Source organism: Manganibacter manganicus, from assembly GCF_002075885.1.
GTDB classification, from domain to species: Bacteria; Pseudomonadota; Alphaproteobacteria; order Rhizobiales; family Rhizobiaceae; genus Mesorhizobium; species Mesorhizobium manganicum.
Genome location: NZ_MDET01000004.1, coordinates 33,714 through 55,926, shown reverse-complemented (window position 1 = coordinate 55,926; position 22,213 = coordinate 33,714). Strand labels below are relative to the sequence as shown.

The 22,213-nt window shown below is 60.0% G+C and carries 26 protein-coding genes; 16 read left to right on the top strand and 10 right to left on the bottom strand.

The features are described 5' to 3' along the window. Positions 1 to 105: 105 nt before the first annotated feature. Positions 106 to 417 carry a hypothetical protein gene (locus tag BFN67_RS03880; protein WP_080918301.1) on the bottom strand — a complete coding sequence of 104 codons (312 nt, stop codon included), beginning with the start codon at positions 415 to 417 and terminating at the stop codon, positions 106 to 108. 154 nt (positions 418 to 571) lie between these two features. Continuing rightward, on the bottom strand, positions 572 to 1,465 hold the full coding sequence (locus BFN67_RS03875) for a branched-chain amino acid aminotransferase (RefSeq protein WP_080918300.1): 894 nt from the start codon (positions 1,463 to 1,465) through the stop codon (positions 572 to 574). A gap of 209 nt (positions 1,466 to 1,674) precedes the next feature. On the opposite strand from BFN67_RS03875, the gene BFN67_RS03870 reads away from it, so the two are divergent. The 3 genes from BFN67_RS03870 to BFN67_RS03860 are packed head-to-tail and all read left to right on the top strand — an operon-like array spanning position 1,675 to position 4,402. Further along, positions 1,675 to 2,199, top strand: a complete 525-nt coding sequence (locus BFN67_RS03870) for a MarR family winged helix-turn-helix transcriptional regulator (RefSeq protein ID WP_080918299.1) — start codon at positions 1,675 to 1,677, stop codon at positions 2,197 to 2,199. Positions 2,200 to 2,222: 23 nt separating this feature from the next. Next, positions 2,223 to 2,942 (top strand): response regulator, encoded by a 720-nt coding sequence (locus BFN67_RS03865; RefSeq protein WP_080918298.1) that lies wholly within the window; start codon positions 2,223 to 2,225, stop codon positions 2,940 to 2,942. 47 nt (positions 2,943 to 2,989) lie between these two features. Further along, positions 2,990 to 4,402 carry an ATP-binding protein gene (locus tag BFN67_RS03860; protein ID WP_080918297.1) on the top strand — a complete coding sequence of 471 codons (1,413 nt, stop codon included), beginning with the start codon at positions 2,990 to 2,992 and terminating at the stop codon, positions 4,400 to 4,402. A 74-nt stretch (positions 4,403 to 4,476) separates the two neighbouring features. On the opposite strand, the gene BFN67_RS03855 is transcribed toward BFN67_RS03860, so the two are convergent. The 3 genes from BFN67_RS03855 to BFN67_RS03845 all read right to left on the bottom strand — a co-directional run bounded on the left by BFN67_RS03855 (position 4,477) and on the right by BFN67_RS03845 (position 5,967). Next, positions 4,477 to 4,836 (bottom strand): tRNA-binding protein, encoded by a 360-nt coding sequence (locus BFN67_RS03855; protein ID WP_080918296.1) that lies wholly within the window; start codon positions 4,834 to 4,836, stop codon positions 4,477 to 4,479. A gap of 5 nt (positions 4,837 to 4,841) precedes the next feature. After that, positions 4,842 to 5,342 (bottom strand): type III secretion system chaperone family protein, encoded by a 501-nt coding sequence (locus BFN67_RS03850; protein WP_080918295.1) that lies wholly within the window; start codon positions 5,340 to 5,342, stop codon positions 4,842 to 4,844. Positions 5,343 to 5,664: 322 nt separating this feature from the next. Continuing rightward, the gene (locus BFN67_RS03845; RefSeq protein ID WP_080918294.1) at positions 5,665 to 5,967 is read right to left on the bottom strand and encodes an accessory factor UbiK family protein; all 303 of its coding nucleotides are present in this window, start codon (positions 5,965 to 5,967) and stop codon (positions 5,665 to 5,667) included. Between the two features lie 124 nt (positions 5,968 to 6,091). On the opposite strand from BFN67_RS03845, the gene lgt reads away from it, so the two are divergent. The 6 genes from lgt (at position 6,092) to BFN67_RS03815 (ending at position 11,736) form a co-directional block, all read left to right on the top strand. Continuing rightward, positions 6,092 to 6,958, top strand: a complete 867-nt coding sequence (gene lgt / locus BFN67_RS03840) for a prolipoprotein diacylglyceryl transferase (protein ID WP_139789020.1) — start codon at positions 6,092 to 6,094, stop codon at positions 6,956 to 6,958. After that, positions 6,955 to 8,043 carry a class I SAM-dependent methyltransferase gene (locus tag BFN67_RS03835; RefSeq protein ID WP_080918293.1) on the top strand — a complete coding sequence of 363 codons (1,089 nt, stop codon included), beginning with the start codon at positions 6,955 to 6,957 and terminating at the stop codon, positions 8,041 to 8,043. Before lgt ends, BFN67_RS03835 begins: the two co-directional genes overlap by 4 nt. Before the next feature lie 77 nt (positions 8,044 to 8,120). Then, complete coding sequence (pgeF, locus tag BFN67_RS03830) at positions 8,121 to 8,909, top strand: peptidoglycan editing factor PgeF (RefSeq protein WP_080918389.1); 789 nt, start codon at positions 8,121 to 8,123, stop codon at positions 8,907 to 8,909. Continuing rightward, positions 8,909 to 10,060 carry a M24 family metallopeptidase gene (locus BFN67_RS03825; RefSeq protein ID WP_080918292.1) on the top strand — a complete coding sequence of 384 codons (1,152 nt, stop codon included), beginning with the start codon at positions 8,909 to 8,911 and terminating at the stop codon, positions 10,058 to 10,060. The genes pgeF and BFN67_RS03825 overlap by 1 nt, the downstream gene beginning before the upstream one ends. 52 nt (positions 10,061 to 10,112) lie before the next feature. After that, complete coding sequence (locus tag BFN67_RS03820) at positions 10,113 to 10,673, top strand: hypothetical protein (RefSeq protein ID WP_080918291.1); 561 nt, start codon at positions 10,113 to 10,115, stop codon at positions 10,671 to 10,673. A 127-nt stretch (positions 10,674 to 10,800) separates the two neighbouring features. Beyond that, positions 10,801 to 11,736, top strand: a complete 936-nt coding sequence (locus BFN67_RS03815; RefSeq protein ID WP_080918290.1) for a ribose-phosphate pyrophosphokinase — start codon at positions 10,801 to 10,803, stop codon at positions 11,734 to 11,736. A 23-nt stretch (positions 11,737 to 11,759) separates the two neighbouring features. On the opposite strand, the gene BFN67_RS03810 is transcribed toward BFN67_RS03815, so the two are convergent. Beyond that, positions 11,760 to 12,581, bottom strand: coding sequence for an AraC family transcriptional regulator (locus BFN67_RS03810; protein ID WP_080918289.1), 822 nt, complete (start codon positions 12,579 to 12,581; stop codon positions 11,760 to 11,762). A gap of 114 nt (positions 12,582 to 12,695) precedes the next feature. On the opposite strand from BFN67_RS03810, the gene BFN67_RS03805 reads away from it, so the two are divergent. The 7 genes from BFN67_RS03805 to BFN67_RS03775 all read left to right on the top strand — a co-directional run bounded on the left by BFN67_RS03805 (position 12,696) and on the right by BFN67_RS03775 (position 18,207). Continuing rightward, a complete protein-coding gene (locus BFN67_RS03805; protein WP_080918288.1) occupies positions 12,696 to 13,907 on the top strand; it encodes an MFS transporter in 1,212 nt (403 codons plus the stop codon). A 222-nt stretch (positions 13,908 to 14,129) separates the two neighbouring features. After that, positions 14,130 to 14,771: a 50S ribosomal protein L25/general stress protein Ctc gene (locus tag BFN67_RS03800; protein ID WP_080918388.1), complete on the top strand. Its 642-nt coding sequence runs from the start codon at positions 14,130 to 14,132 to the stop codon at positions 14,769 to 14,771. A 27-nt stretch (positions 14,772 to 14,798) separates the two neighbouring features. Then, positions 14,799 to 15,530: an aminoacyl-tRNA hydrolase gene (pth, locus tag BFN67_RS03795; RefSeq protein ID WP_080918287.1), complete on the top strand. Its 732-nt coding sequence runs from the start codon at positions 14,799 to 14,801 to the stop codon at positions 15,528 to 15,530. An 84-nt stretch (positions 15,531 to 15,614) separates the two neighbouring features. Next, on the top strand, positions 15,615 to 16,718 hold the full coding sequence (gene ychF / locus BFN67_RS03790) for a redox-regulated ATPase YchF (protein WP_080918286.1): 1,104 nt from the start codon (positions 15,615 to 15,617) through the stop codon (positions 16,716 to 16,718). Between the two features lie 99 nt (positions 16,719 to 16,817). Next, positions 16,818 to 17,126: a YMGG-like glycine zipper-containing protein gene (locus BFN67_RS03785; RefSeq protein ID WP_080918386.1), complete on the top strand. Its 309-nt coding sequence runs from the start codon at positions 16,818 to 16,820 to the stop codon at positions 17,124 to 17,126. 149 nt (positions 17,127 to 17,275) lie between these two features. Beyond that, positions 17,276 to 17,740 (top strand): MaoC family dehydratase, encoded by a 465-nt coding sequence (locus tag BFN67_RS03780; RefSeq protein WP_080918385.1) that lies wholly within the window; start codon positions 17,276 to 17,278, stop codon positions 17,738 to 17,740. After that, the gene (locus BFN67_RS03775) at positions 17,737 to 18,207 is read left to right on the top strand and encodes a MaoC family dehydratase (RefSeq protein ID WP_080918285.1); all 471 of its coding nucleotides are present in this window, start codon (positions 17,737 to 17,739) and stop codon (positions 18,205 to 18,207) included. Before BFN67_RS03780 ends, BFN67_RS03775 begins: the two co-directional genes overlap by 4 nt. A 358-nt stretch (positions 18,208 to 18,565) precedes the next feature. Here the strand turns inward: BFN67_RS03775 and BFN67_RS03770 are convergent, their stop codons facing one another. The 4 genes from BFN67_RS03770 to petA form a co-directional block, all read right to left on the bottom strand. Then, entirely contained in the window at positions 18,566 to 19,111 is a 546-nt protein-coding gene (locus BFN67_RS03770; RefSeq protein ID WP_080918284.1) for an adenine phosphoribosyltransferase, read from the bottom strand. Between the two features lie 193 nt (positions 19,112 to 19,304). Continuing rightward, a complete protein-coding gene (locus BFN67_RS03765) occupies positions 19,305 to 20,168 on the bottom strand; it encodes a cytochrome c1 (RefSeq protein WP_080918283.1) in 864 nt (287 codons plus the stop codon). A 28-nt stretch (positions 20,169 to 20,196) separates the two neighbouring features. After that, entirely contained in the window at positions 20,197 to 21,498 is a 1,302-nt protein-coding gene (locus tag BFN67_RS03760) for a cytochrome b (RefSeq protein ID WP_080918282.1), read from the bottom strand. Positions 21,499 to 21,514: 16 nt separating this feature from the next. Continuing rightward, positions 21,515 to 22,075 (bottom strand): ubiquinol-cytochrome c reductase iron-sulfur subunit, encoded by a 561-nt coding sequence (gene petA, locus BFN67_RS03755; protein ID WP_080918281.1) that lies wholly within the window; start codon positions 22,073 to 22,075, stop codon positions 21,515 to 21,517. Between the last annotated feature and the right edge of the window lie 138 nt (positions 22,076 to 22,213).

The window sequence follows — 22,213 nt, the reverse complement described above, 5'->3', positions numbered from 1 at the left end:
TGTCAGATTGACGTTCGTGCCTACGTAACAGGATATTCTTTATCTTCAAGAAATGGGCAGCCAAAGGGCTGCCCATTGAGGAACGCAAAAAGATTCGAGGCGCCGCTACTTCTTCATAGCACTCATGATCGCGCCGACGATGCCGGTCAGGATAGCGCCACCACCCACACCGCCGACGATGTTCTGCAGATTCAGGGAACTACCAAGCCCGCCGACTGCGTCTGCGACGCCACCGGCATCAACAGCCCCGCCACTCATCAAACTGCCGAGAATGGCCGCGCCGCCGACGCCACCTATCGCGCCGCTGATTATCTTAGGAAGTTGTCCCATCGCCGCCTGTTTGATTGCTGCGCCGACGGCTTGGCCGCCGATAATGCCGGTAATGACTTGAACGATGATCGGAAGTAGAGTTTCCATAATGCTAGTCCCTCCATAATCGCCAGCCTCCGAGGCCGACGCTTCATCAGACGCCGTTTCCGATGAAAGTCAAATGAGCGGAAGCTGAAATAAAAGGAGACACCTTAAGACTGTTTGATGCTATGTCTAAGGCGCTGTTCCTACATATATTTTATCACTCCGCAGCAATCGCTTTCGTCGGTTTCACCGTATTCAGATAATCGTCCGTCAAGGTGCTCGTAATATCTCCGACCTCGAATCGGTAAGGACCGATTTCGGCGACCGGCGCGACTTCCGCCGCCGTGCCGGTCAGGAAACACTGCTCGAAACCTTCCAGTTCATCGGGCATGATCGCCCTTTCTTCCACGTCAAGCCCGCGCGCACGGGCAAGGTCAATGACCGTGCGGCGCGTAATGCCATCAAGGAAGCAATCGGCCTTTGGCGTGTGCAACCTGCCATCCTTGACAAAAAAAATGTTGGCGCTGGTCGCTTCCGCCACTTGCCCGCGCCAGTCCAACATCATGGCATCGGCATAACCTTTGGCCTCGGCTGCATGCCTGGAAATCGTACAGATCATATAAAGACCAGCGGCCTTTGCCTTGGACGGCGCGGTTAGTGGATCGGGCCGACGATACTCAGCAATATCGAGTCGCAACCCCTTGAATTTTTGCGCGGGGTCGAAATAGGCCGGCCAAGGCCATGCGGCAATCGCGCAATGGATGCGGCTGTTTTGCGCCGAAACCCCCATTTGATCGCTGCCGCGCCAGGCGATCGGGCGCACATAAGCGTCGTGCAATCCCTGCTCTTCAAGAAGTTTACGACAGGCATCGCCAAGTTGCGCAACCGAATAGGGAATCTGGAAACCGAGAAGACGTGCCGATTCATGCAGTCGTTCTGTATGTTCGGTCAGCTTGAAAATCTCGCCATCATAAGCACGCTCGCCCTCGAACACCGCACTGGCATAGTGCAGGCCATGCGTCAGCACATGAACTCTGGCATCCGCCCATTTGACGAATTCGCCATCCATCCAGATGAGACCTTCAAGTTGGTCAAAGGGAACTGAAACCATGATAACCTCCGGGCAGGCGCCTCTACATGCACGAACCACAAAAATACGGAGCAGGTACCCACGCCGAAAAATTCCGAAACCACGCTCCGGGCTTGCCTTTTCGGTCGCAATCGGCCCTAAAGCTTGCCAAAAATTACGGCGAGTTGAAAATTATGTCAATAATACTGACATAATTTTGAGTTCGACGATTTGTGCTACTCTGGGGAACCATGGCAAAACCATACGACAACGAAGCCGAGCCGATCCGAACCGCCATCACCAACGAAGACGGGATCGATTTCTCGGTTATCGAATTGCTCTTTTTTGCCTATCGCGATTTTACCTCCGATCCTGACGCGATTCTGGCCGACTATGGTTTTGGGCGAGCGCATCATCGTGTGCTTCACTTCGTCAATCGGCGGCCGGGACTGACGGTGGCGGAATTGCTCGACGTCCTGAAGATTACCAAACAGTCGCTCGCGCGCGTCCTCAAACAATTGATCGACACCGGCCATATCGTGCAGATTCAGGGCCCACGCGACCGCCGGCAGCGCGAGCTTTATCCGACAAGGAAGGGTCGAAAACTGGCCCTTGCGCTGGCGAGGCCACAGTCACGCCGCATCCGTGCTGCACTGGAAGATGCAGGTGCCGGTGAACGGGGATCGATCGAGCAATTTCTCAAGGCCATGGTCAATCCCGAACTTAGGGCACAGATCGACATTCTACCGGTAAACGCCGACAATGGCTCACAATAGATACGAACATGTCAGGGAAAAACATGGAAAGCCATGAGCGATCCGACTATTCGCCAGCACCGGATGATGATGCCCCCCATCTGCTGGTCGTGGATGATGACACCCGTATCCGCAATCTGTTGAAGCAATATCTAACCGAAAATGGTTTTCGCGTAACTGTTGCGGGCAATGCCGATGATGCACGACGTAAGCTTGTCGGCCTCGACTTCGATCTTCTTGTGCTCGACATCATGATGCCTGGCGAAAATGGAGTCGACCTGACACGCGCCCTGCGTGGTGAAAAGGACGTACCAATCCTGATGTTGACTGCACTTTCGGAAACCGACAGCCGCATCACCGGCCTCGAAGCCGGCGCGGACGACTATCTGTCAAAGCCTTTCGATCCTCGCGAATTGATCTTGCGCATCAATAACATTCTACGGCGCGGCGGACCTGCCGCGACGCCCAAGGTCGAACAGCTTGTTTTCGGTCCCTATACTTTCCAGATTGCCAAGCGCGAGTTGAAACGTGGCGGCGAAGCCCTGAAGCTTACTGATCGCGAGCAGGAAATCCTGGCGATCTTCGCCTCGCGCGCCGGAGAAACCATTCCACGCCATGAATTGGTCGGTGACGATTCAGAGGTCGGCGAACGAACGATCGACGTTCAGATCAACCGCCTGCGCCGCAAGATCGAGCGCGACCCTTCCAATCCGGTCTGGTTGCAGACGGTGCGTGGTATTGGGTATCGGCTTTCGGTGGAATAGACTACAGGCACGCTCACTGAAGCGAGCGTGCAGCAACTGACAGGCAGATGGCGACAACGGAATTGCAAGGCCCTCAGTCAGCCAGCGTCGGTGGGCGCCTCGCGCGAGCCCTACGAGAATTACGCTACGCATGGCGGCGCTTTTGGCGAAGCGTCTCGCTTTATATGCCGAAACGGCTTTACGCTCGCTCGCTGATCATTGTCATCGCACCAATGTTCCTGCTTCAGTCGGTCGTGGCCTTCGTCTTCATGGAACGCCATTGGCAGACCGTGACATTGCGGCTTTCACAGGCCGTGGTACGCGATATCGCCGCCATCATCGACCTGATGGAGACTTATCCCCACGATGCCGATTACGCCAATATCATCCGCATCGCCCAGGATCGCATGCAGTTGAAGGTGGACCTTCTGCCACCCGATCCCCTGCCGCCGCCCGGTCCCAAACCCTTCTTTTCGATCCTTGACCAGACGCTTTCTTCCGAAATCACACGCCAGATCAATCGCCCATTCTGGCTCGACACGGTTGGCAATTCAAACATCGTCGAACTGCGTATTCAATTGGAGAACAAGGTTCTGCGTGTCTTCGTGCGCCGCAGCCAGGCTTTCGCCTCCAACACCCACATCTTCCTGATCTGGATGGTCGGCACGTCGGTTGTTTTGCTGATGATCGCCATTCCGTTCCTGCGTAACCAGATCCGGCCGATCCTCACACTCGCGGAAGCGGCCGAGAGCTTCGGTAAAGGCAGGCCGATGCCGCGCGACTTCCGGCCGCGTGGCGCAGAAGAAGTTCGCCGAGCCGGCTTTGCCTTCATTCAGATGCGTGAGCGCATCGAGCGCCAGATCGAGCAGCGCACCGCCATGCTCGCCGGCGTCAGCCACGATTTACGGACCATACTGACGCGCTTCAAGCTGCAATTGGCTCTGGCTCGTTCCAAGACCGATATCGAGGCCTTGAATCATGATGTCGAGGACATGCAATCAATGCTCGAAGGCTATCTCGCTTTCGCGCGCGGGGACAATGCAGAAGATACCGAGAATTTCGACCTGCCGGCCTATTTCGACAAACTGGCCGAAGAAGCCAGGCTGCGCAAACGCAAACTGACAACGACGGTGAACGGTGACGGCGAAGTCTTGGTCAGACCGAACGCCTTCGCTCGCCTCCTCTCCAACATCGTCGGCAACGCCTTCCGCTATGCCAGTTCGGTCGAGATCACGGCCGACCACACCAGGGGTTCACTCGTCGTGACCATCGACGATGACGGGCCGGGCATCCCTCAAGCCAAGCGCGAAGAAGTCTTCAAGCCGTTCGTGCGACTGGACGAAGCGCGCAATCTGGATGCCAGCGGCACCGGCCTGGGCCTGTCGATCGCCCGTGACATCGCCCGCAGCCATGGCGGCGACATCACGCTGGATGAAAGCCCTCTCGGCGGTCTAAGGGCCACCATCAAGGTTCCGGCCTGACCGCCGATGCCCGGCGTGGCGAAAAGGAAAACACGCCACGCTCCGGTTCGATAATCGCTCCAACGATCGGCTTCTCAGAACAGCCGCCCGCCATCCGGAACTTTTTGCTCAATGGCACCAAGCACCACTTCGCCCTCCTTATCGGGAAACCCGAGAGTCAGCACTTCGGACATGAATTTTCCGATCTGACGCGGCGGAAAATTCACCACCGCGAACACCTGCCGCCCGATTAACGTCTCCGGCGTGTAGTGCTTGGTTATCTGCGCTGAGGACTTCTTGACACCGAGCGGTGCACCAAAATCGATTTTCAGCTTGATCGCCGGCTTACGCGCGTCCGGAAACGGCTCGGCCTCGACAATCGTGCCCGCGCGGATATCGACCTTGTCGAAATCCGCGAACGTGATCTCCGGCTTGCGTTCACTGCTGCCGCTCATGAGGATCAGGCATTCCCGTAGGTTTCAAACAACACGCTGTTTAGTGCCTCGCGCGCCGATGTGCCTGACCAGACAACAAACTGGAAGGCTTGAAAGTAACATTCACAAGCCTCCAGTGCCGAGGATAAAAGCACCTCGACCTGCTGGCTCGACGGCTCGACACCACCGGCAAGCAACAGTGACTGCCTGAACATGATCGCGCCTTCCTGCTCCCACAAATCGAAATGGCCGAACAGCATCTGCTCGTTGATAAGCGAGAGCAGACGCATGACCTCCAGCGCGCGGTTTTCCGGAACCTTGATGTCGAAGGCACAGGCCAGATGCAGTGCCTCGAAATCTTCCATCCAGGAAAAGGAGACGTGGTAATCCGTCCAGTTTCCGGCGACCGAGATGGATATCTCGTCATCACCGGCGCGCTCGAAGGACCAGTCGTTGTTGTGCGCCACCTGTTCGATGACATCGACCGGATGGATTTCGCGCGAGACTTCGAGTTCGATGAGTTCCATTGAATGCTTCCTGTCGTTCCCTGGAGCGCCGCCACACGCTCCGTGAAGAGGCACGCACAACGAACAATCTGATCTAGAACTCGGACGGTCCGGACTGCTCGACGCAACAACCCATGACCTGACCCCACCGCCCGGCGCATGACCTCTTTCCGAATCATGCAACAAATTCAGTCTATTGATCGAGAGTCGCGTGACCAGCCCAATTTTTCGTGGGGGACCATTCGCATGTGGAAAGTCGCATCGGCGCACAATCGCGCATAGCCGGTAAGCGATTCACGGCAAAGCGCTTTTTACGAATATGCTTTGTGGAAAAGTTTAATGATTATTTTTTTGCGCGCGCTGTCGTAGAGGCCGATTTCGTGTCTTTTCCGCCATATTCGACAAGCTTTTGTTCCAGTTCATCGATGCGTGCGGCAAGTTTGGCGTTCTCTTCGCGCGCCTTTACGGCCATGTCGCGCATCGCCTCGAACTCTTCGCGCTGCACAATGTCCATCGAATTCAGGATCTTTTCCGCCTGACCGCGGAAAGCCGTCTCGACCTCACGCCGAACGCCTTGGGCCGCGCCCGCCGCATCGGTCATCAGCTTGGCGAATTCATCGAGAATGCGGTTCGATCCGGTTGACATGGTAAAACCTCGATTGGATCGCAATGACGTAGTGTCCTGCGGCCTCGAATGCAAGCGCAACGCTATCTTGACCCTGTCAAAACCCTGCCGCATGGTCCGCGCCAAACCGATCCGGAGTTATTCGTTGAGCGACTATCTGCTGCTGCCGCTGGCGGCCCTGCCCTTCCCGAATATCGACCCGGTTATCGTGCATCTCGGCCCTTTGGCAATCCACTGGTATGGCGTCGGCTATATCGTCGGCATCCTGTTCGCCTGGTGGTACGCCAGACGCCTGGTCACAAACCCGAAGCTGTGGGCAGGCGGAGCGCTTCCAATGAAACCGGAAGATCTCGACGACTTCATCGTCTGGGCGGCAATCGGCGTGGTGGTCGGCGGGCGCACCGGCTATGTGCTGTTCTACGATTTGCCTCGCTATCTGGCGAATCCGCTGGACATCTTCGCTGTCTGGCAGGGCGGCATGTCCTTCCATGGCGGCCTCACGGGCACGATCCTTGCCATGGTGCTGTTCGCGCGCTCGCGCGGCATTCGCGCATGGTCGCTGCTCGACGTCGTTGCCGCCGGCGTTCCGGTCGGACTGGGGCTGGTGCGTCTCGCCAATTTCATCAATTCCGAATTGTGGGGCCGGCCAACCGACATGCCATGGGCGGTGATATTTCCCAACGGCGGCCCCTTCCCTCGTCATCCCAGCCAGATTTACGAAGCGCTTCTGGAAGGATTGATGCTGTTTTTGGTGCTGCGTTTTCTCACCCATTCACGGCTGAAATTGAAAACGCCGCGCTTCGTCGGCGGTGCTTTCGTCTGTGGCTACGGCCTGTCGCGCATCTTCGTTGAATTCTTCCGTGAGCCGGATGCGCAACTCGGCTATCTCGCCGGCGGTTGGTTGACCATGGGCATGGTGCTTTCAGCGCCTATGGTGCTGATCGGAGTATGGGCAATGGCCGCGGCCAAACCGGCCACGCCCACAGTTGCGACTGAACAGAAGCCGAAATGACGCCTTTGGGAGCCCGCATCGCAAGGCAGATCCAGGCGACTGGACCGATTTCCGTCAGCGACTATATGGCAATGTGCCTGTTCGATCCGGCGGACGGGTATTACACCACGCGCGAACCGTTCGGCGAGCATGGCGATTTTACCACCGCACCGGAGATCAGCCAGATGTTCGGCGAGTTGATTGCTATCTGGCTTTATCAAACATGGGACGCGCTCGGGCGCCCTACGCCATTGACAGTCGCGGAGATCGGTCCGGGTCGCGGCACGTTGATGAAAGACATGCTGCGCACGTTCGAAAGACTCGATCCGTCCTTTACCGGCGCCATTACCGTCGCTTTGATCGAGACCAGTCCACAGTTGACCGAGGTTCAGAAAGCAACGCTTTCGCAAACCAAGGCCACTCCAAGCTGGCACACGACGATCGAGACGCTGCCGGACGCACCGCTTCTGATTGTCGGCAATGAATTGTTCGACGCCATTCCCATCCGCCAGTTTGTGCGCACGGAAAGCGGTTGGCGCGAACGCATGGTGGCGCTGGACAGCCAAGGGCAACTGGCTTTTTTCTCAGGCGCTGGATCGCTCGATCCCAGCCTCCTGCCTGCGGACGCCTGCAACGCCGCAAGCGGCGCGATCGTCGAACTTGCCCCAGCGCGCACAGCTATGATGACGGCGATTGCAGTACACATTGCCGCCAAAGGTGGCGCCGCGCTGTTCCCCGACTACGGCTATACTGCTCCGGGGGTCGCGGATACCCTTCAGGCAGTACGCCGGCACCGTTATGAGAACGTGCTGGCCAATCCCGGCGAAGCCGATCTCACCGCCCATGTCGATTTCGCCGCACTGGCCGCTGCGGCGAACAATCAAAAACTCTCTACCCATCTCACTACCCAAGGCGAATTCCTGCTTGCCATGGGCCTGCTGGAGCGTGCAGGAAGCCTTGGCGCCCATGCTGATGAAACCGGCCGCGATGAGATTCGCGCGGCGGTCGAGCGCCTAGCCGCGCCGCAGGGCATGGGTGAACTCTTCAAAATTCTCGCGGTTTCACCGCCGGGCGTCTCGCTGCCGCACATCCGATCCGTGAATTGACTTTTCCGCGCCTGCTGCTCCACTCTCCTGCGCGCGAGGCGCTTGACGAAATCATTTGGGAAGACAACAAGGCGGCAATGTTGAATCAGATCAAGCCGGATCCGGTCCGCTCAAGCCTGCTCTCCGATCTTCCTGGCATCCGCCACGGCTATTTCACGCGCGTCGGCGGCGTTTCCGATGGTATCTATCGCGGCCTTAATACGGGTCCCGGTTCCAAAGATGCCTCCGAGTTGGTGACTGAAAATCGTCGTCGAGTCGCGGAATGGATGGGCGTCGCACCTGATCATCTGCTTTCGGCTCACCAGATCCACTCCCCCGACGTGCTGGTGGTGCGCGAGCCTTTTTCCGGCGAGCGCCCCAAGGCCGACGCCCTTGTCACCGACCGGCCAGGCATCGCCGTCAGCGCCTCGACCGCCGATTGCGGCCCGGTTCTGTTTGCCGACAAGCACGCCCGCATCGTCGCTGCCGCTCATGCCGGATGGAAGGGCGCCCTCACCGGCGTGCTCGAAAACACGATTGCGACCATGGTGAGCCTTGGTGCTCGGCGCGAACATATTGTGGCCGTACTTGGGCCTTCGATCAGTTCCAGCAATTATGAAGTCGGCCCCGAGTTCGTCGAGCGTTTCATCGAAGCCGAGCCCGAAAATGCCCGCTTTTTCAAGCCTTCAGCCAGACCCGGCCACGCCATGTTCGACCTCAACCTCTATACGATCGACCGCTTGAAACGCGCCGGCATCAAAGCCGAGGCGCTCGGCCGCTGTACCTATGAGGAAGAAGACCTGTTCTTCTCCTTCAGGCGCGGCACTCATCGCGGCGAGCCGGATTACGGTCGGCAACTCTCGGCAATTGCTCTGGAGACAGTTTGATGGCGCTGCATTTCGAACCTTCCGAATTCGATGCCCGTCGCGACCGGCTGATGATCGATATGGCGGAAAAGAAGCTCGATGCGATCCTGCTCTTCGCCCAGGAAAGCATGTACTGGCTGACCGGTTATGATTCATTCGGCTTCTGCTTTTTTCAATGTCTGGTAGTCAAGGCGGACGGCTCGATGGTGCTGCTCACCCGCTCTGCCGATTTGCGGCAGGCACGCAACACCTCGACCATCGACAATATCGTCTTGTGGACCGACCGCGAGGGCGCCAATCCGGCGATAGACCTGCGCAACCTGCTCAACGAGCTCGATCTTCTCGGCGCACGCATTGGCGTCGAATACGACACGCACGGTCTCACCGCCTTTAACGGCCGCCGCCTCGATGAGCAGTTGCAGACTTTCGGCCAGATCGCCGATGCTTCCGGCATCGTCGGTCGGCTGCGCCTGTTCAAGAGCCCGGCCGAGATCGCCAAAACGGAAAAAGCCGCTGCTCTAGCAGATGACGCGTTGGACGCCGCGCTGCCGCTTATCAAGCAGGGTGGCGACGAGGCCGCGATCCTGGCCGCGATGCAGGGGACGATCCTCGCCGGCGGCGGCGACTATCCCGCTAACGAATTCATCGTCGGCTCAGGCGCCGACGCGCTTCTGTGCCGCTACAAGTCCGGACGCCGCAAACTCAACAAGAATGACCAACTCACGCTGGAATGGGCCGGGGTATATCACCACTATCATGCCGCGATGATGCGCACCGTGCTGACCGGCAAGGTTTCCAAGCGTCATCAGGAATTATTCGAAGCCGCGCGCGACGCCTTGCTGGCCGTCGAAAAGACAATGGAACCCGGCAACACGTTCGGCGACGTGTTCGATGCTCACGCCCGCACCATGGAGGCGCATGGCCTGATCAAGCACCGGCTGAACGCCTGCGGCTATTCGCTTGGCGCGCGCTTCAGTCCGTCATGGATGGATATGCCCATGTTCTACCAAGGCAATCCCGAGCCGATTGCGCCCAATATGACGCTGTTCGCGCATATGATCATCATGGATTCGGAAACCGAGACAGCGATGACGCTCGGGCGCACCTATCTGACCACGGAATCACGGCCGCAATCCCTGTCGCGGCACGATCTCGACCTGATCGCGCAGTGAGAGAAGCCATGCCGGCAATGAAGAAAGGAGCAATTGGGGGGATTGGGCGCGCATGAAACGATCCTATGCGGCGCTGGCAGCCCTGTTCGCGACTCTGAACCTTTCGGCCTGCAACAGTTCGGACGGTGTGCTGGCATCGGCCTCCGGCACACCGTCTGCCCCTTTATCCACCACGCCCGGCGGCATGGCAATGCCTTCACCGACCGGCCCGCAGGTGCCGGCGCATAGCCGCATTCCGCTTAACAAGGTGCGTCTCCAGGTCGCCCCCATTGTCGGGGCGCCTGTCGAGGCTGTTGCGCCGATGACCAAGCAACTGCATGCCCGCCTGAACGAGCGGGGGATAACGCTCGTCAGCAGTACGGACAAGACGACGACCCATATCCTGAAAGGCTATTTTTCGGCGATCACCGAAAGTGGCACGACGACCGTCATCTATGTGTGGGACGTTTACGATCCAGCTGGCAACCGCCTGCATCGCATCAGTGGGCAGCAGAAGGCACTCACCGACGGCAAGGTCGAAGGTTGGGCTGCGGTTTCGGCCGCGACCATGCGGGCCATAGCCGATGCCACCGTCGAGCAATTTTCCGTATGGATGACCGGCAAGGTTGGTTAAGAGTTGTTATCCTTTTTTCCTATTCCAACTGCTTTTTTTGGGATTAGCCGGCGATTCCGGCCCGCGGCGCTTGCAATAGCGTCATAGGGCGGTAAAAGCCCGATACGATTTTCCATCAGGAACGGGCATGAAACTCTTCGCGGGCAATTCCAACCGGGTGCTGGCAGAAGCTGTAGCCCGCTATCTCAACATTCCCCTGGGTAAGGCCAGCGTCCGGCGTTTCGCCGACCAGGAAATCTTCGTCGAGATTCAGGAGAACGTGCGCGGCGAAGACGTCTTCGTCCTCCAGTCCACCTCCTTCCCGACCAACGATCATCTGATGGAACTCCTCATCATGATGGACGCCTTCATGCGCTCCTCGGCACGACGCATTACGGCGGTCATTCCCTATTTCGGCTACGCCCGGCAGGATCGCCGCGCCTCCGGCCGTACGCCGATCTCGGCCAAGCTGGTCGCCAACATGATCACCCGCGCCGGCGCCAGCCGCGTACTGACGCTCGATCTCCACGCCGGCCAGATTCAGGGTTTCTTCGATATTCCCACCGACAATCTGTTTTCCGTGCCGGTGATGGCGCGCGACGTGAAGGCCAAGTACAAGCAGCTTGCCAATGTCATGGTGGTCTCGCCCGACGTCGGCGGCGTCGTGCGTGCCCGCGCGCTCGCCAAGCGGCTCGACGCGCAGCTTGCCATCGTCGACAAGCGGCGCGAACGGCCGGGCGAATCCGAAGTCATGAACGTGATCGGCGACGTCATGGGCAAGGACTGCCTTCTGATCGACGATATCGTCGATTCCGGCGGCACGCTGTGCAACGCAGCCGACGCCCTGCTTGCCAAGGGTGCCACCAGCGTCACCGCCTATATCACGCATGGCGTGCTTTCCGGCGGCGCCACGGCCCGTATCGCCGGCTCGAAACTCCAGGAACTGGTCATCACCGATTCCATCCAGCCGACGCAGAACATCAATGACGCGCCGAATATCCGCGTCATCTCCATTGGCGACCTCCTCGGCGAAGCCATTTCGCGCACCGCATCCGAAGAATCGGTCTCCAGCCTGTTCGACTAAACAAGCGCGCAACTGGGCCTCTTCTATCGGGTTGCGTTCATATAGGCGCGCGGAGCGGCGCCAAGCATGCGCTTGAACATGGTGGTGAAGGCCGGAACGCTGTCATAACCGAGGTCGAGCGCGACACGGGTGATCGGTTCGCCCTCCGCCAATCGTGGTAGTGCTGCAAACAGGCAGGCTTGCTGACGCCAGGTCGATAATGTCAGACCGGTCTGGCGATGAAAAAGCCGCGTGAAGCTGCGACGGCTCAGACCGGCCTGCCGCGCCCACTCATCGATGGTCGCATGCGGCGAGGGCGCCGCCACGAAATTACGGCACAGCGCCGCCAGCCTTGGATCGGTCGGCAACGGCAGGGCCAGTGGCCGCTCCGGCAGATGCGGGACTTCATGCAGCAGAAGCTGCATGATCAGGGCTGCGCGCCCCTCCAGTTCCACGCCCTGCGGCAGCTTTTCCGATTCGATGATCAGGCTGCGCATCAGCGGAGTCACGCCGACCACCCGTAAACTCTCCGGCAAACCCGAAAGTGCGTCCGGCACGACATAGACGGAGCGCATGGCGACGTCGCCAAGCATCTCGACCGAATGGTCCGTACCGGCCGGTATCCACATCGCGTGGTCGGGCGGCACCATCCATCGTCCGTTGATCGTCGTCACAAGTACGACCCCGGTCAACGCGTGCAGAAGCTGGCTGCGGCTATGATGATGACGCGGAACCCGATAGCTGTCCGGATATTCGGTGGGCAGCGTCACCACCGGCTGGTCAGCCTCTTCCACCCAGCGCCAGCGCCCTTCATGCAGCCTAAAAAGCTCGCTGTCAGTCAGCCTCGGTCCGAGCGCATTTTTCATGACAAATAGGCCCACTTGCGAAGGTACTGGATCAAACCACGAAAGTAGTCGCCTCGCAATAAGCCTATAAGCGCTGCCGGCGCGACCACGCCGAAATGCCATGGAGTAGCAATCTTGACCGACACGACAGCCCCGGTCGCCCGGCCCTCGGCGGCGGCAACGACCTTCACCGTCATCCTGGCGGTCAGCTTCTGCCATGGCGTCAACGACATCATGCAGTCGCTCCTGGCTGCCATTTATCCGCTGCTCAAGGACAATTACGGCCTCGATTTCTGGCAGATCGGCCTGCTCACCTTCACCTTCCAGCTCACCGCATCGCTGTTGCAACCGGTGGTGGGTTGGGTGACGGACAAGCGCCCGATGCCCTATTCTCTGCCGTGGGGCATGGCTTCCTCGCTGGTCGGGCTGATCGTGCTGGCGCATGCCGGCCACTATTGGCTGCTTCTGGCCGGCGCTTCGCTGATCGGCATCGGCTCGGCCGTGTTCCATCCCGAATCCTCGCGCATTGCCCGCTTTGCCTCTGGCGGACGTTTCGGGCTGGCGCAATCCCTGTTCCAGGTCGGCGGTAATTTCGGTCAGGCCATGGGTCCGTTGCTCGCCGCCTTCATCGTCGTGCCATTCGGTCAAACCAGCATTTCCTGGTTTGCCGTCGGCTCGCTGATCGGCATTATCGTGCTGTGGCAGGTGGGCGGATGGTACAGCCGCTACCGGGCAGCGGCAGCCAGCCGCAAAACCCAACCTTTCGTCTCGCCGTTCGGACGCCAGCGAGTATTGTGGGCGCTGGTCGTGCTCACGCTTCTGGTCTTTTCCAAGAACGCCTACATTGCCAGCATCTCCAGCTATTACACCTTCTATGCCATCGACAAATTCGGCGTCTCTGTGCAGATGTCGCAAATCATGCTGTTCGCCTTCCTTGGCGCATCGGCGCTCGGCATCCTGATAGGCGGCCCGTTCGGTGACCGCTATGGCCAGAAGGCGATGATCTGGTTCTCGATTGTCGGCGTCCTGCCCTTCACGCTCGCTCTGCCCTACGCCAATTTCGAATGGACCATCGTGCTGACGATACTGATCGGCCTGATCCTGTCATCGGCCTTCTCCAACATCGTCGTCTTTGCTCAGGAACTGGTGCCCGGCCGTGTCGGCATGATCGCCGGCATTTTCTTCGGTTTCGCTTTCGGCATGGGTGGCATCGCCGCGGCGGTCCTCGGCGTGGTCGCCGACGAATGGGGCATCGATTTCGTTTACCGGATCTGCTCGTTTCTGCCCCTCATCGGCCTGCTCACGATCTTCCTGCCCGACATGAAGGCAACGAAGAATGCGATATGAACCGCGAAAGGCGGGCTGGTTCTTGCGCGCCGGCCCGGCTTCCGCTATAGACCCGCCACCCGCGTAGACACCCTTGGAGGCAACGCGGCGGAAAGCCTGATCCCCCGTACGATCCCCCGAAGCGGCTACCGTCTTTCGAACCGGATTGTCGGTGGTTTGAAAGCTTTCGACGTTTGCGGCCGTCAACGCCGCAGGCGCTCCAAAACAATGAAAGGAAATGCCATGAGCCAACAAGCTTACGAGCTGAAGGCCGAGGCGCGCGAACAGGTCGGTAAGGGGTCCGCCCGTGCAGTTCGCCGCAACGGAAAAATCCCCGCCGTGATCTACGGCGACAAGCAGCCTCCCCTGACGATCGCGCTGTCCTACAAGGATATCTTTTACAAGATCCACGGCGGCGGCTTTCTCACCACCATCGCGACCATCGATGTCGACGGCAAGAAGATCCAGGTTTTGCCGAAAGACTATCAGCTCGATCCGGTGAAGGACGTTCCGCTTCACGTCGACTTCCTGCGCGTAAGCGCCAAAACCGAGGTCACGGTCAACGTTCCGGTGCACTTCATCAATGAAGAGAAGTCGCCCGGCATCAAGCGTGGCGGCGTGCTCAACATCGTGCGGCACGAGGTCGAATTCCTTTGCCCGGCCAATGCGATACCGGATTCCATCACGGTCGATCTGACAGGTGTGGAAATCGGCGATTCCATTCACATTTCCGCTGTGACGCTGCCCGCCGGCGTTCGCGCCGTGATCTCCGACCGCGACTTCACCATCGCGACCGTTGCCGGCTCCTCGGCAATGAAGTCGGAGGAAACCGAGGCTTCGGCGGAAGCCGAGGCCCCGGAAGCCGCCGACGGCGAAGAGGAATAAGCGTTTCCGTTTACGGAGGGCCACGCGATGCTGCTCTTTGCAGGTCTCGGCAATCCGGGCGCGAAATATGCCGACAACCGGCACAATGTCGGTTTCATGGCGGCGGACAGCATTGCCCGCCGCCATTCCTTTTCGCCCTGGTCGAAAAAATTTCAGGCCGAGATCACCGAAGGCAGGATCGGTGGTGAAAAGGTGCTGCTCATCAAGCCGCAGACCTTCATGAATCTCTCCGGCCAGGCGGTCGGCGAGGCGCTGCGCTTCTATAAGCTCACCCCTTCCGACGTGACCGTCTTTTACGACGAGATCGACCTTGCTTCCGGCAAGGTGCGGATCAAGCGCGGCGGCGGTTCCGGCGGCCACAACGGCATTCGCTCCATCGACCAGCATATCGGCAAGGACTATCGCCGCGTGCGCATCGGTGTCGGCCATCCCGGTGCCAGAGAGATGGTGCATGGTCATGTGCTCGGCGATTTTTCCAAGGCCGATCGTGAGTGGCTCGACGTGCTTCTGGAAGTGATCGCCGAAGATGCCGGACTTCTCGCTGCCGGTGACGATTCCAGCTTCATGAACCGCGTGACATTGACGTTACGTGAGAAATTGCAACCGACGGGGCCGGATGATACGCCGCCGCCGAAAGCGCCGAAGCCGCCCAAGCAACAGAGCGATGTCCGCCAGGCGCGCCAGCAACAGCTTGCCAGGCTGCCCGAAACCGGCCCGATGGCCGCCATGCTCAAGAAGCTGTTCGGCGGCAAGAGCTGACAACATCCCGAGGGGCTTGACGTTGCTCGGCCCTTTCGCCCATAGCCCTGAACACATTCTCTTTTCTCGACAGGACCGGACAAAATGGGTTTCAAATGCGGCATCGTCGGCCTGCCCAATGTCGGCAAATCGACGCTTTTCAACGCGCTGACCAGGACAGCGGCCGCGCAAGCCGCCAACTACCCCTTCTGCACCATCGAGCCGAACACCGGCGAAGTCGCGGTGCCGGACCCGCGCTTGGACAAGATTGCGGCCACCGCCAAGTCCAAGGATATCATCCCCACCCGCATCTCCTTCGTCGATATCGCCGGGCTGGTGCGCGGCGCCTCGAAGGGTGAAGGGCTCGGCAACCAGTTTCTCGCCAATATCCGAGAGGTCGATGCCATCGTGCATGTGCTGCGCTGCTTCGAGGACGACGACATCACCCATGTCGAGGGCCGCATCAACCCCGTCGCCGACGCGGAAACCGTCGAGACCGAACTGATGCTCGCTGATCTTGAAAGCCTTGAACGCCGCATCGTGCAGATTCGCAAGCGCGCGCAAGGCAAGGACAAGGAAGCCATGGCTGCACTTCCGATGATGGAAAAGGCGCTGGCGCTTCTGCAGGACGGCAAGCCGACCCGCCATCTGCTGAAAGATATAGACGCCGAGGATCTGCGCAGCCTCAAGGGTCTCAACCTGCTTACCTCCCATCCGGTCCTCTATGTGTGCAATGTTGCCGAAAGCGATGCCGCCAAGGGTAACGCGCACACCATGGCCGTGGATGAGATGGCGGCGGCGCAGGGCGCCCGCACCGTTGTCATTTCGGCGGCGATCGAGGCCGAGGTGGCCCAGCTTCCCGACGAGGACGAGCGCGAATTCCTCGCTTCCATGGGCCTAGACGAGCCCGGTTTGGACAAGCTCATCCGCGCCGGCTACGAATTGCTACACCTCATAACCTATTTCACCGCCGGGCCGAAGGAAACACGCGCCTGGACGATCGAGCGCGGCACGAAGGCGCCTCAGGCGGCCGGCGTGATCCACTCCGATTTCGAGCGCGGCTTCATCCGCGCCCAGACCATCGCCTATGACGATTTCATCGCGCTTGGCGGTGAGGTGGCGGCCAAGGAGGCTGGCAAGGCGCGTGACGAGGGCAAGGAATATGTCGTGCAGGACGGTGACATTCTGCTGTTCAGGTTCAACACCTGAGCCGCACCCAATAGCCGAAAGCGGGTGGCTGCCACCCTTCCGCCGCATTGCAGTGCGCAGGAATCGGAGAAGGGGCTCTGGATGGAGAGGAATTTCATCATGAAAACAACCATTGCTGCCGCGATGCTGCTATCGCTTGCATTGGCAGGTTGCGCATCCACACCCCAGCAACAGCGCACGGGAACCGGCGCGTTGCTGGGCGCCGGCGCCGGCGCGCTTGCCGGCCAGGCCATCGGCGGCGATACCAAGAGTACGCTGATCGGCGCCGCCAGCGGCGCTGCCATCGGCGGCATCGTTGGTTCCGCCACTGCGCCACGCGGCGAAGAGATGTGCCGCTATCGGTCAAGTAGCGGGCGCGTCTACACAGCGCCTTGCGACGACCGCTATTACGACAACGGCGGCTATTGACCGAAGGGCATCCGGGGGGACGTTCCCGCCGGATGCCTGTTCTGCCTGCCATCGACATCCGAAAACCACTAGGCCAGGCAAAGTCGGCGCTTGTGCCCGTAAGCCCGTCGATTCACAATCCGCCCGAAGAACCGGACGCGATATCGACGATGAGTACCACGAAGAAATGGGCCTATGAGGACTTTACCGAGGGCCGGACGTTTGACCTTGGCGCGAAGCGCATAAGCGCCGAGGAGATCGTCGAGTTCGCCTCCGAATTCGACGCCCAGCCGATGCATCTCGATGAGGCAGCCGGCAAGGCCAGTCTTCTCGGCGGGCTCGCCGCCTCCGGCTGGCACACCTGCGCCATCTTCATGCGCATGCTTTGCGACGGCTTTCTGCTCGACTCGACCTCGCAGGGGGCGCCCGGCATCGAGCAGGTGAAGTGGAAACGCCCGGTACTGGCCGACGACACGCTCAGCGGCCGCACCGTCATTCTGTCTGCCCGCCGCTCCCGCTCGCGTCCCACCATCGGCCTGGTGTCGATCCGTTCCGAACTTTTCAACCAGAGGGGCGAAAGCGTGTTCGAACAGGAAAATGTCTGCATGTTTTCCAGCCGCGAGGCGCTCGCGTGACACTCGACGAATATTTCGGCATCGGCACCGTCACGACACTCGGCGCGCATCTGTTCGAGGCGGAAGCGATCAAGGAATTTGCCCGCAAATACGACCCGCAGCCCTTCCATGTCGATGAAGCGGCGGCAAAAAACAGCGTCTTCGGCGCGCTCTGCGCGTCCGGCTGGCATACCGCGGCGACCTGGATGAAATACAATCTGGCTACCCGCGCGGCGACCGAGCCGGCCCGCTGGAGCGGACCCGGTCTGATCCCGGTTTTCGGTCCCTCGCCCGGCTTCCGCAACCTGAAATGGCCCAAGCCCGTCTATGCCGGCGAAACCGTCACCTTCACCCGCGCCGGCATCGGACATCGGCCGATCGCCTCCCGGCCGGGCTGGCATATGCTGACCGTGCGCGCCGGCGGCATCGACAGCAAGGGCGACACGGTGATCGCCTTCGACAGCGCCGTGCTGGTGAAAGTGAAATAGGCTGAATGCAGCCGCGTTTTACCAGCGGATAACGCACCCAGCGCCACACTCAGGATGAGGGCGGGGGCGGTGCTTTTTCTTTGAGGCGGCGACATTACACAAACCTCCCTCATCGTGAGGAGGCAGCGTGAGCTGCCGTCTCGAACGACGCACGATTCTAACCGCAGCCGTTCTCACCCCCTGAGCCCGCCCCCCGCGGTTCGAGGCTACGCTGCGCTGCGCACCTCACCATGAGCTAAGGAGCCGGCGCCTCGAAGCACGCACTGCGCAATTTACCGATACAAGGGGCGAGCCTCGAAGGATCCAAACAGGCACGACGGAATCAAGTTCACAGGCTCAGCATGCCCCACACCGCCCTTTAATGGCCCTCGAACGAAATCAGCGTTTGCACCGGAACGCCGAGCGCCTCCAGCTTCTTGCGGCCGCCGAGGTCAGGTAAATCGATGACGAAACAGGCGGCGACGATGTCGGCACCGATCTGGCGAAGCAGCTTGACCGCCGCTTCCGCCGTGCCGCCGGTGGCAATCAAATCGTCGATCAGGATGACCTTCTCGCCGGGCGCCACCCCGTCCTTGTGCATTTCCATCTCGTCCAGCCCATATTCCAGGCTGTAGGCGACACGCACGGTCTCATGTGGCAGCTTGCCCTTCTTGCGGATCGGCACGAAGCCTGCCGAAAGGCGATGCGCCACGGCACCGCCGAGAATGAAGCCGCGCGCCTCGATGCCGGCCACCTTGTCGAGCACGGCATCGCCATACGGCCTGGCCAGTTCATCGATGGCGAGACTGAAGGCCTTCGCGTCGCCCAGAAGCGTGGTGATGTCGCGAAACAATATGCCGGGCTTGGGATAGTCCACAATTGTGCGGATCGCCGCCAGCAGCGTCTCTTCGGTCGAGCGTGTCATTGATGCTCCGTGTCCTGTCACGTCATCGATAAAGCCTTGGCCCGGCAAAGAAAAGCAAAAGCGATGCCGGATTTATCTCCCTTGCCGCCTGCCCGGCATGTTCGCCGATCTTCGCCGGTGACACAGCCCCACCCGGCACGCTGCAACAAAAAGGGCGCCCGAAAGCGCCCTTTTTGATCTAATCGCGCGGCGATCAGTGCGCCACGTCGGACCACACCTTGCGCTTGGTCATATACACCAAGCCGCCAAACAGGATCAGAAACAGCAGGACCCGGAAGCCCGTCTTCTTGCGTTCCTCCATATGCGGCTCGGCCGCCCACATCAGGAACGCTGCAACGTCCTTGGAATACTGGTCGACAGTTTCCGGCGAACCGTCGCTGTAAGTCACTTGCCCGTCCGAGATCGGCGGCGGCATCTTCAACGATACGCCCGCGTCGAAATAGGGGTTGTAATAGGTGCCTTCGGGAATCTTCAGCCCGGCCGGCGGCGTTTCGCCATAGCCGGTGATCAGCGAGTGGATGTAATCGGGGCCGCCCGCGGAATACTGGGTGAAGATATCGAAAACGAACTGCGGGAAGCCGCGTTCAAGGCCGCGTGCCTTGGCCAGCAACGACATGTCGGGCGGGGCAGCCCCACCATTGGAGGCCGCCGCTGCCTGTTCGTTCGGGAACGGCGAGGGAAAATAATCGGACGGCTTGCCAGGACGGTCGAACATGTCGCCATCGTCGTTCGGGCCGTCATGGATGGTGTATTCAGCGGCGAAGGCCTTCACCTGCGCTTCGGAATAGCCAAGCCCTTCGAGCGTGCGGAACGCCACCATGTCCAGCGAATGGCAGGCCGAACAAACCTCCTTGTAAACCTGGAGGCCGCGCTGCAACTGCGCCTTGTCATAGGTTCCGAACGGACCGGAAAAACTCCAATCCATCTCCTGCAATTCCTTCATCGGGAAGTGCGTTGGCTGCGCGGTGGTTGCCTGGGCGCCTTCCTCGGCCGCGATCGCCGCGCCGCCCGCGACGACGAAACCGACCAGTGCCAGCGAGGTGAGAATCTTTTTCATGCCTAAATCCCCTGGATTCTCTTGTCGCTCAGCCCTTGGTTTCCGGCGCGGCCGCGGCCCCTGCCGGATGACCGCCGCCACCCTTGTTCTTTTCCAGCACCGCTTCCGTGATCGAATTCGGCAGACGGCGCGGCGTCTCGATCAGGCCAAGAACCGGCATGACGATCAGGAAGAAAGCGAAGTAGAACAGCGTGCAAAGCTGCGCCATCAGCACATAAGCACCCTCCGCCGGCTGCGAACCAAGCCAGCCAAGCAGGATGGCATCGGCAACGAACAGCCAGAAGAACAGTTTGTACCAGGGCCGATAGACCGCCGAACGCACCTTGGACGTATCCAGCCACGGCACCAGAAACAGCATGGCGATGGCGCCGAACATGGCGAGCACGCCGCCGAGCTTGGAGTTGATCGGCCCGATATTGAAGGTAATCGCGCGCAGGATCGCGTAGAACGGCAGGAAGTACCACTCGGGAACGATGTGCGCCGGGGTCTTCAACGGGTTGGCGACCGTGTAATTGTCCGGATGGCCGAGATAGTTCGGCAGGTAGAAGACGAAATAGGCGAAGATGAACAGGAACACGATCATGCCGAACGCGTCCTTGATCGTCGCATAGGGCGTAAACGCCACCACGTCGGTCTTCGACTTCACCTCGATGCCGGTCGGGTTGTTCTGCCCCACGACATGCAGCGCCCAGATATGCAGCACGACCACACCGGCAATCATGAACGGCAGCAGGTAGTGCAACGAGAAGAAGCGGTTGAGCGTCGGATCGCCAACGGCGAAACCGCCGAGCAGAAGCTGCTGGATCCAGTCGCCGACCAGCGGAATGGCGCTGAAGAAGCCGGTGATGACGGTGGCGCCCCAGAAACTCATCTGCCCCCAGGGCAGCACATAGCCCATGAAGCCGGTCGCCATCATCAAAAGGTAGATGATGCAGCCGAGAATCCACAGAAGCTCGCGCGGCGCCTTGTAGGAGCCGTAATAGAGACCACGAAAAATGTGAATATAGACGGCGACGAAGAAGAACGAGGCGCCGTTGGCGTGCAGATAGCGCAGCATCCAGCCGGAATTCACGTCGCGCATGATCTTTTCGACCGAATCGAAGGCAAGCCCGGTATCGGCCGTGTAATGCATGGCCAGTACGATGCCGGTCAGGACCTGCGCCACCAGCATGATCGACAGGATGCCGCCGAAGGTCCACGCATAATTCAGGTTGCGCGGCACCGGATAGGCGACGAAGCTGTCATGGACCAGCCTCGGCAGAGGCATGCGGGCGTCGAACCAGCGTCCGATCCCGGTTTTCGGCGTGTAGGTCGAGTGTCCCTCGCTCATGACAATATCCCCTGCCTCAGCCGATGCGTACTTTGGAATCGGAAATGAACTCATAAACCGGCACAGCCATATTCTCCGGCGCCGGTCCATGGCGGATGCGCCCGGCGGTATCGTAGACCGAGCCATGGCACGGGCAGAACCAGCCACCATATTCGCCTTCCTGACCGAGCGGGATGCAGCCGAGATGCGTGCACACCTGCACCATCACCATCCAGGCTTCCTTGCCCTTGGCGGTGCGGTTGGCGTCGGTCGCAGGCGCGTCGGACGGAAGATTGGCGTTGCGCGCGATCGGATCCTTGAGATCGCCGAGATTGACCGCTTCGGCGTCCTTCATTTCCTTCTCGGTGCGGTAGCGCACGACCACCGGCTTGCCGCGCCACTTGACCACCAGCGAGGAGCCGGGCTGCAACGAGGAAACATCGACTTCCACGGAAGCCAGGGCCAGCGTCGAGGCGTCCGGCCGCATCTGGTCGATGAACGGCCAGGCAAAAGCGCCCGCGCCGACCACGCCGGCCATGCCGGTGGCGACGTAAAGAAAGTCACGACGGTTGGGATCGTGGGTATCGGTAGCGCTCACGGGTGCATGATCCTTTCGCCTCTTCCTTGCCAAAGGCGAGCTCTTGTCCCCGCTCAATAACACCAACCCGACAGCGCATGGCGATCAGGCTAGCGTATCCCTCCGGCATTTGGCTTCGGTTTATGCGTGAAGCCCGTT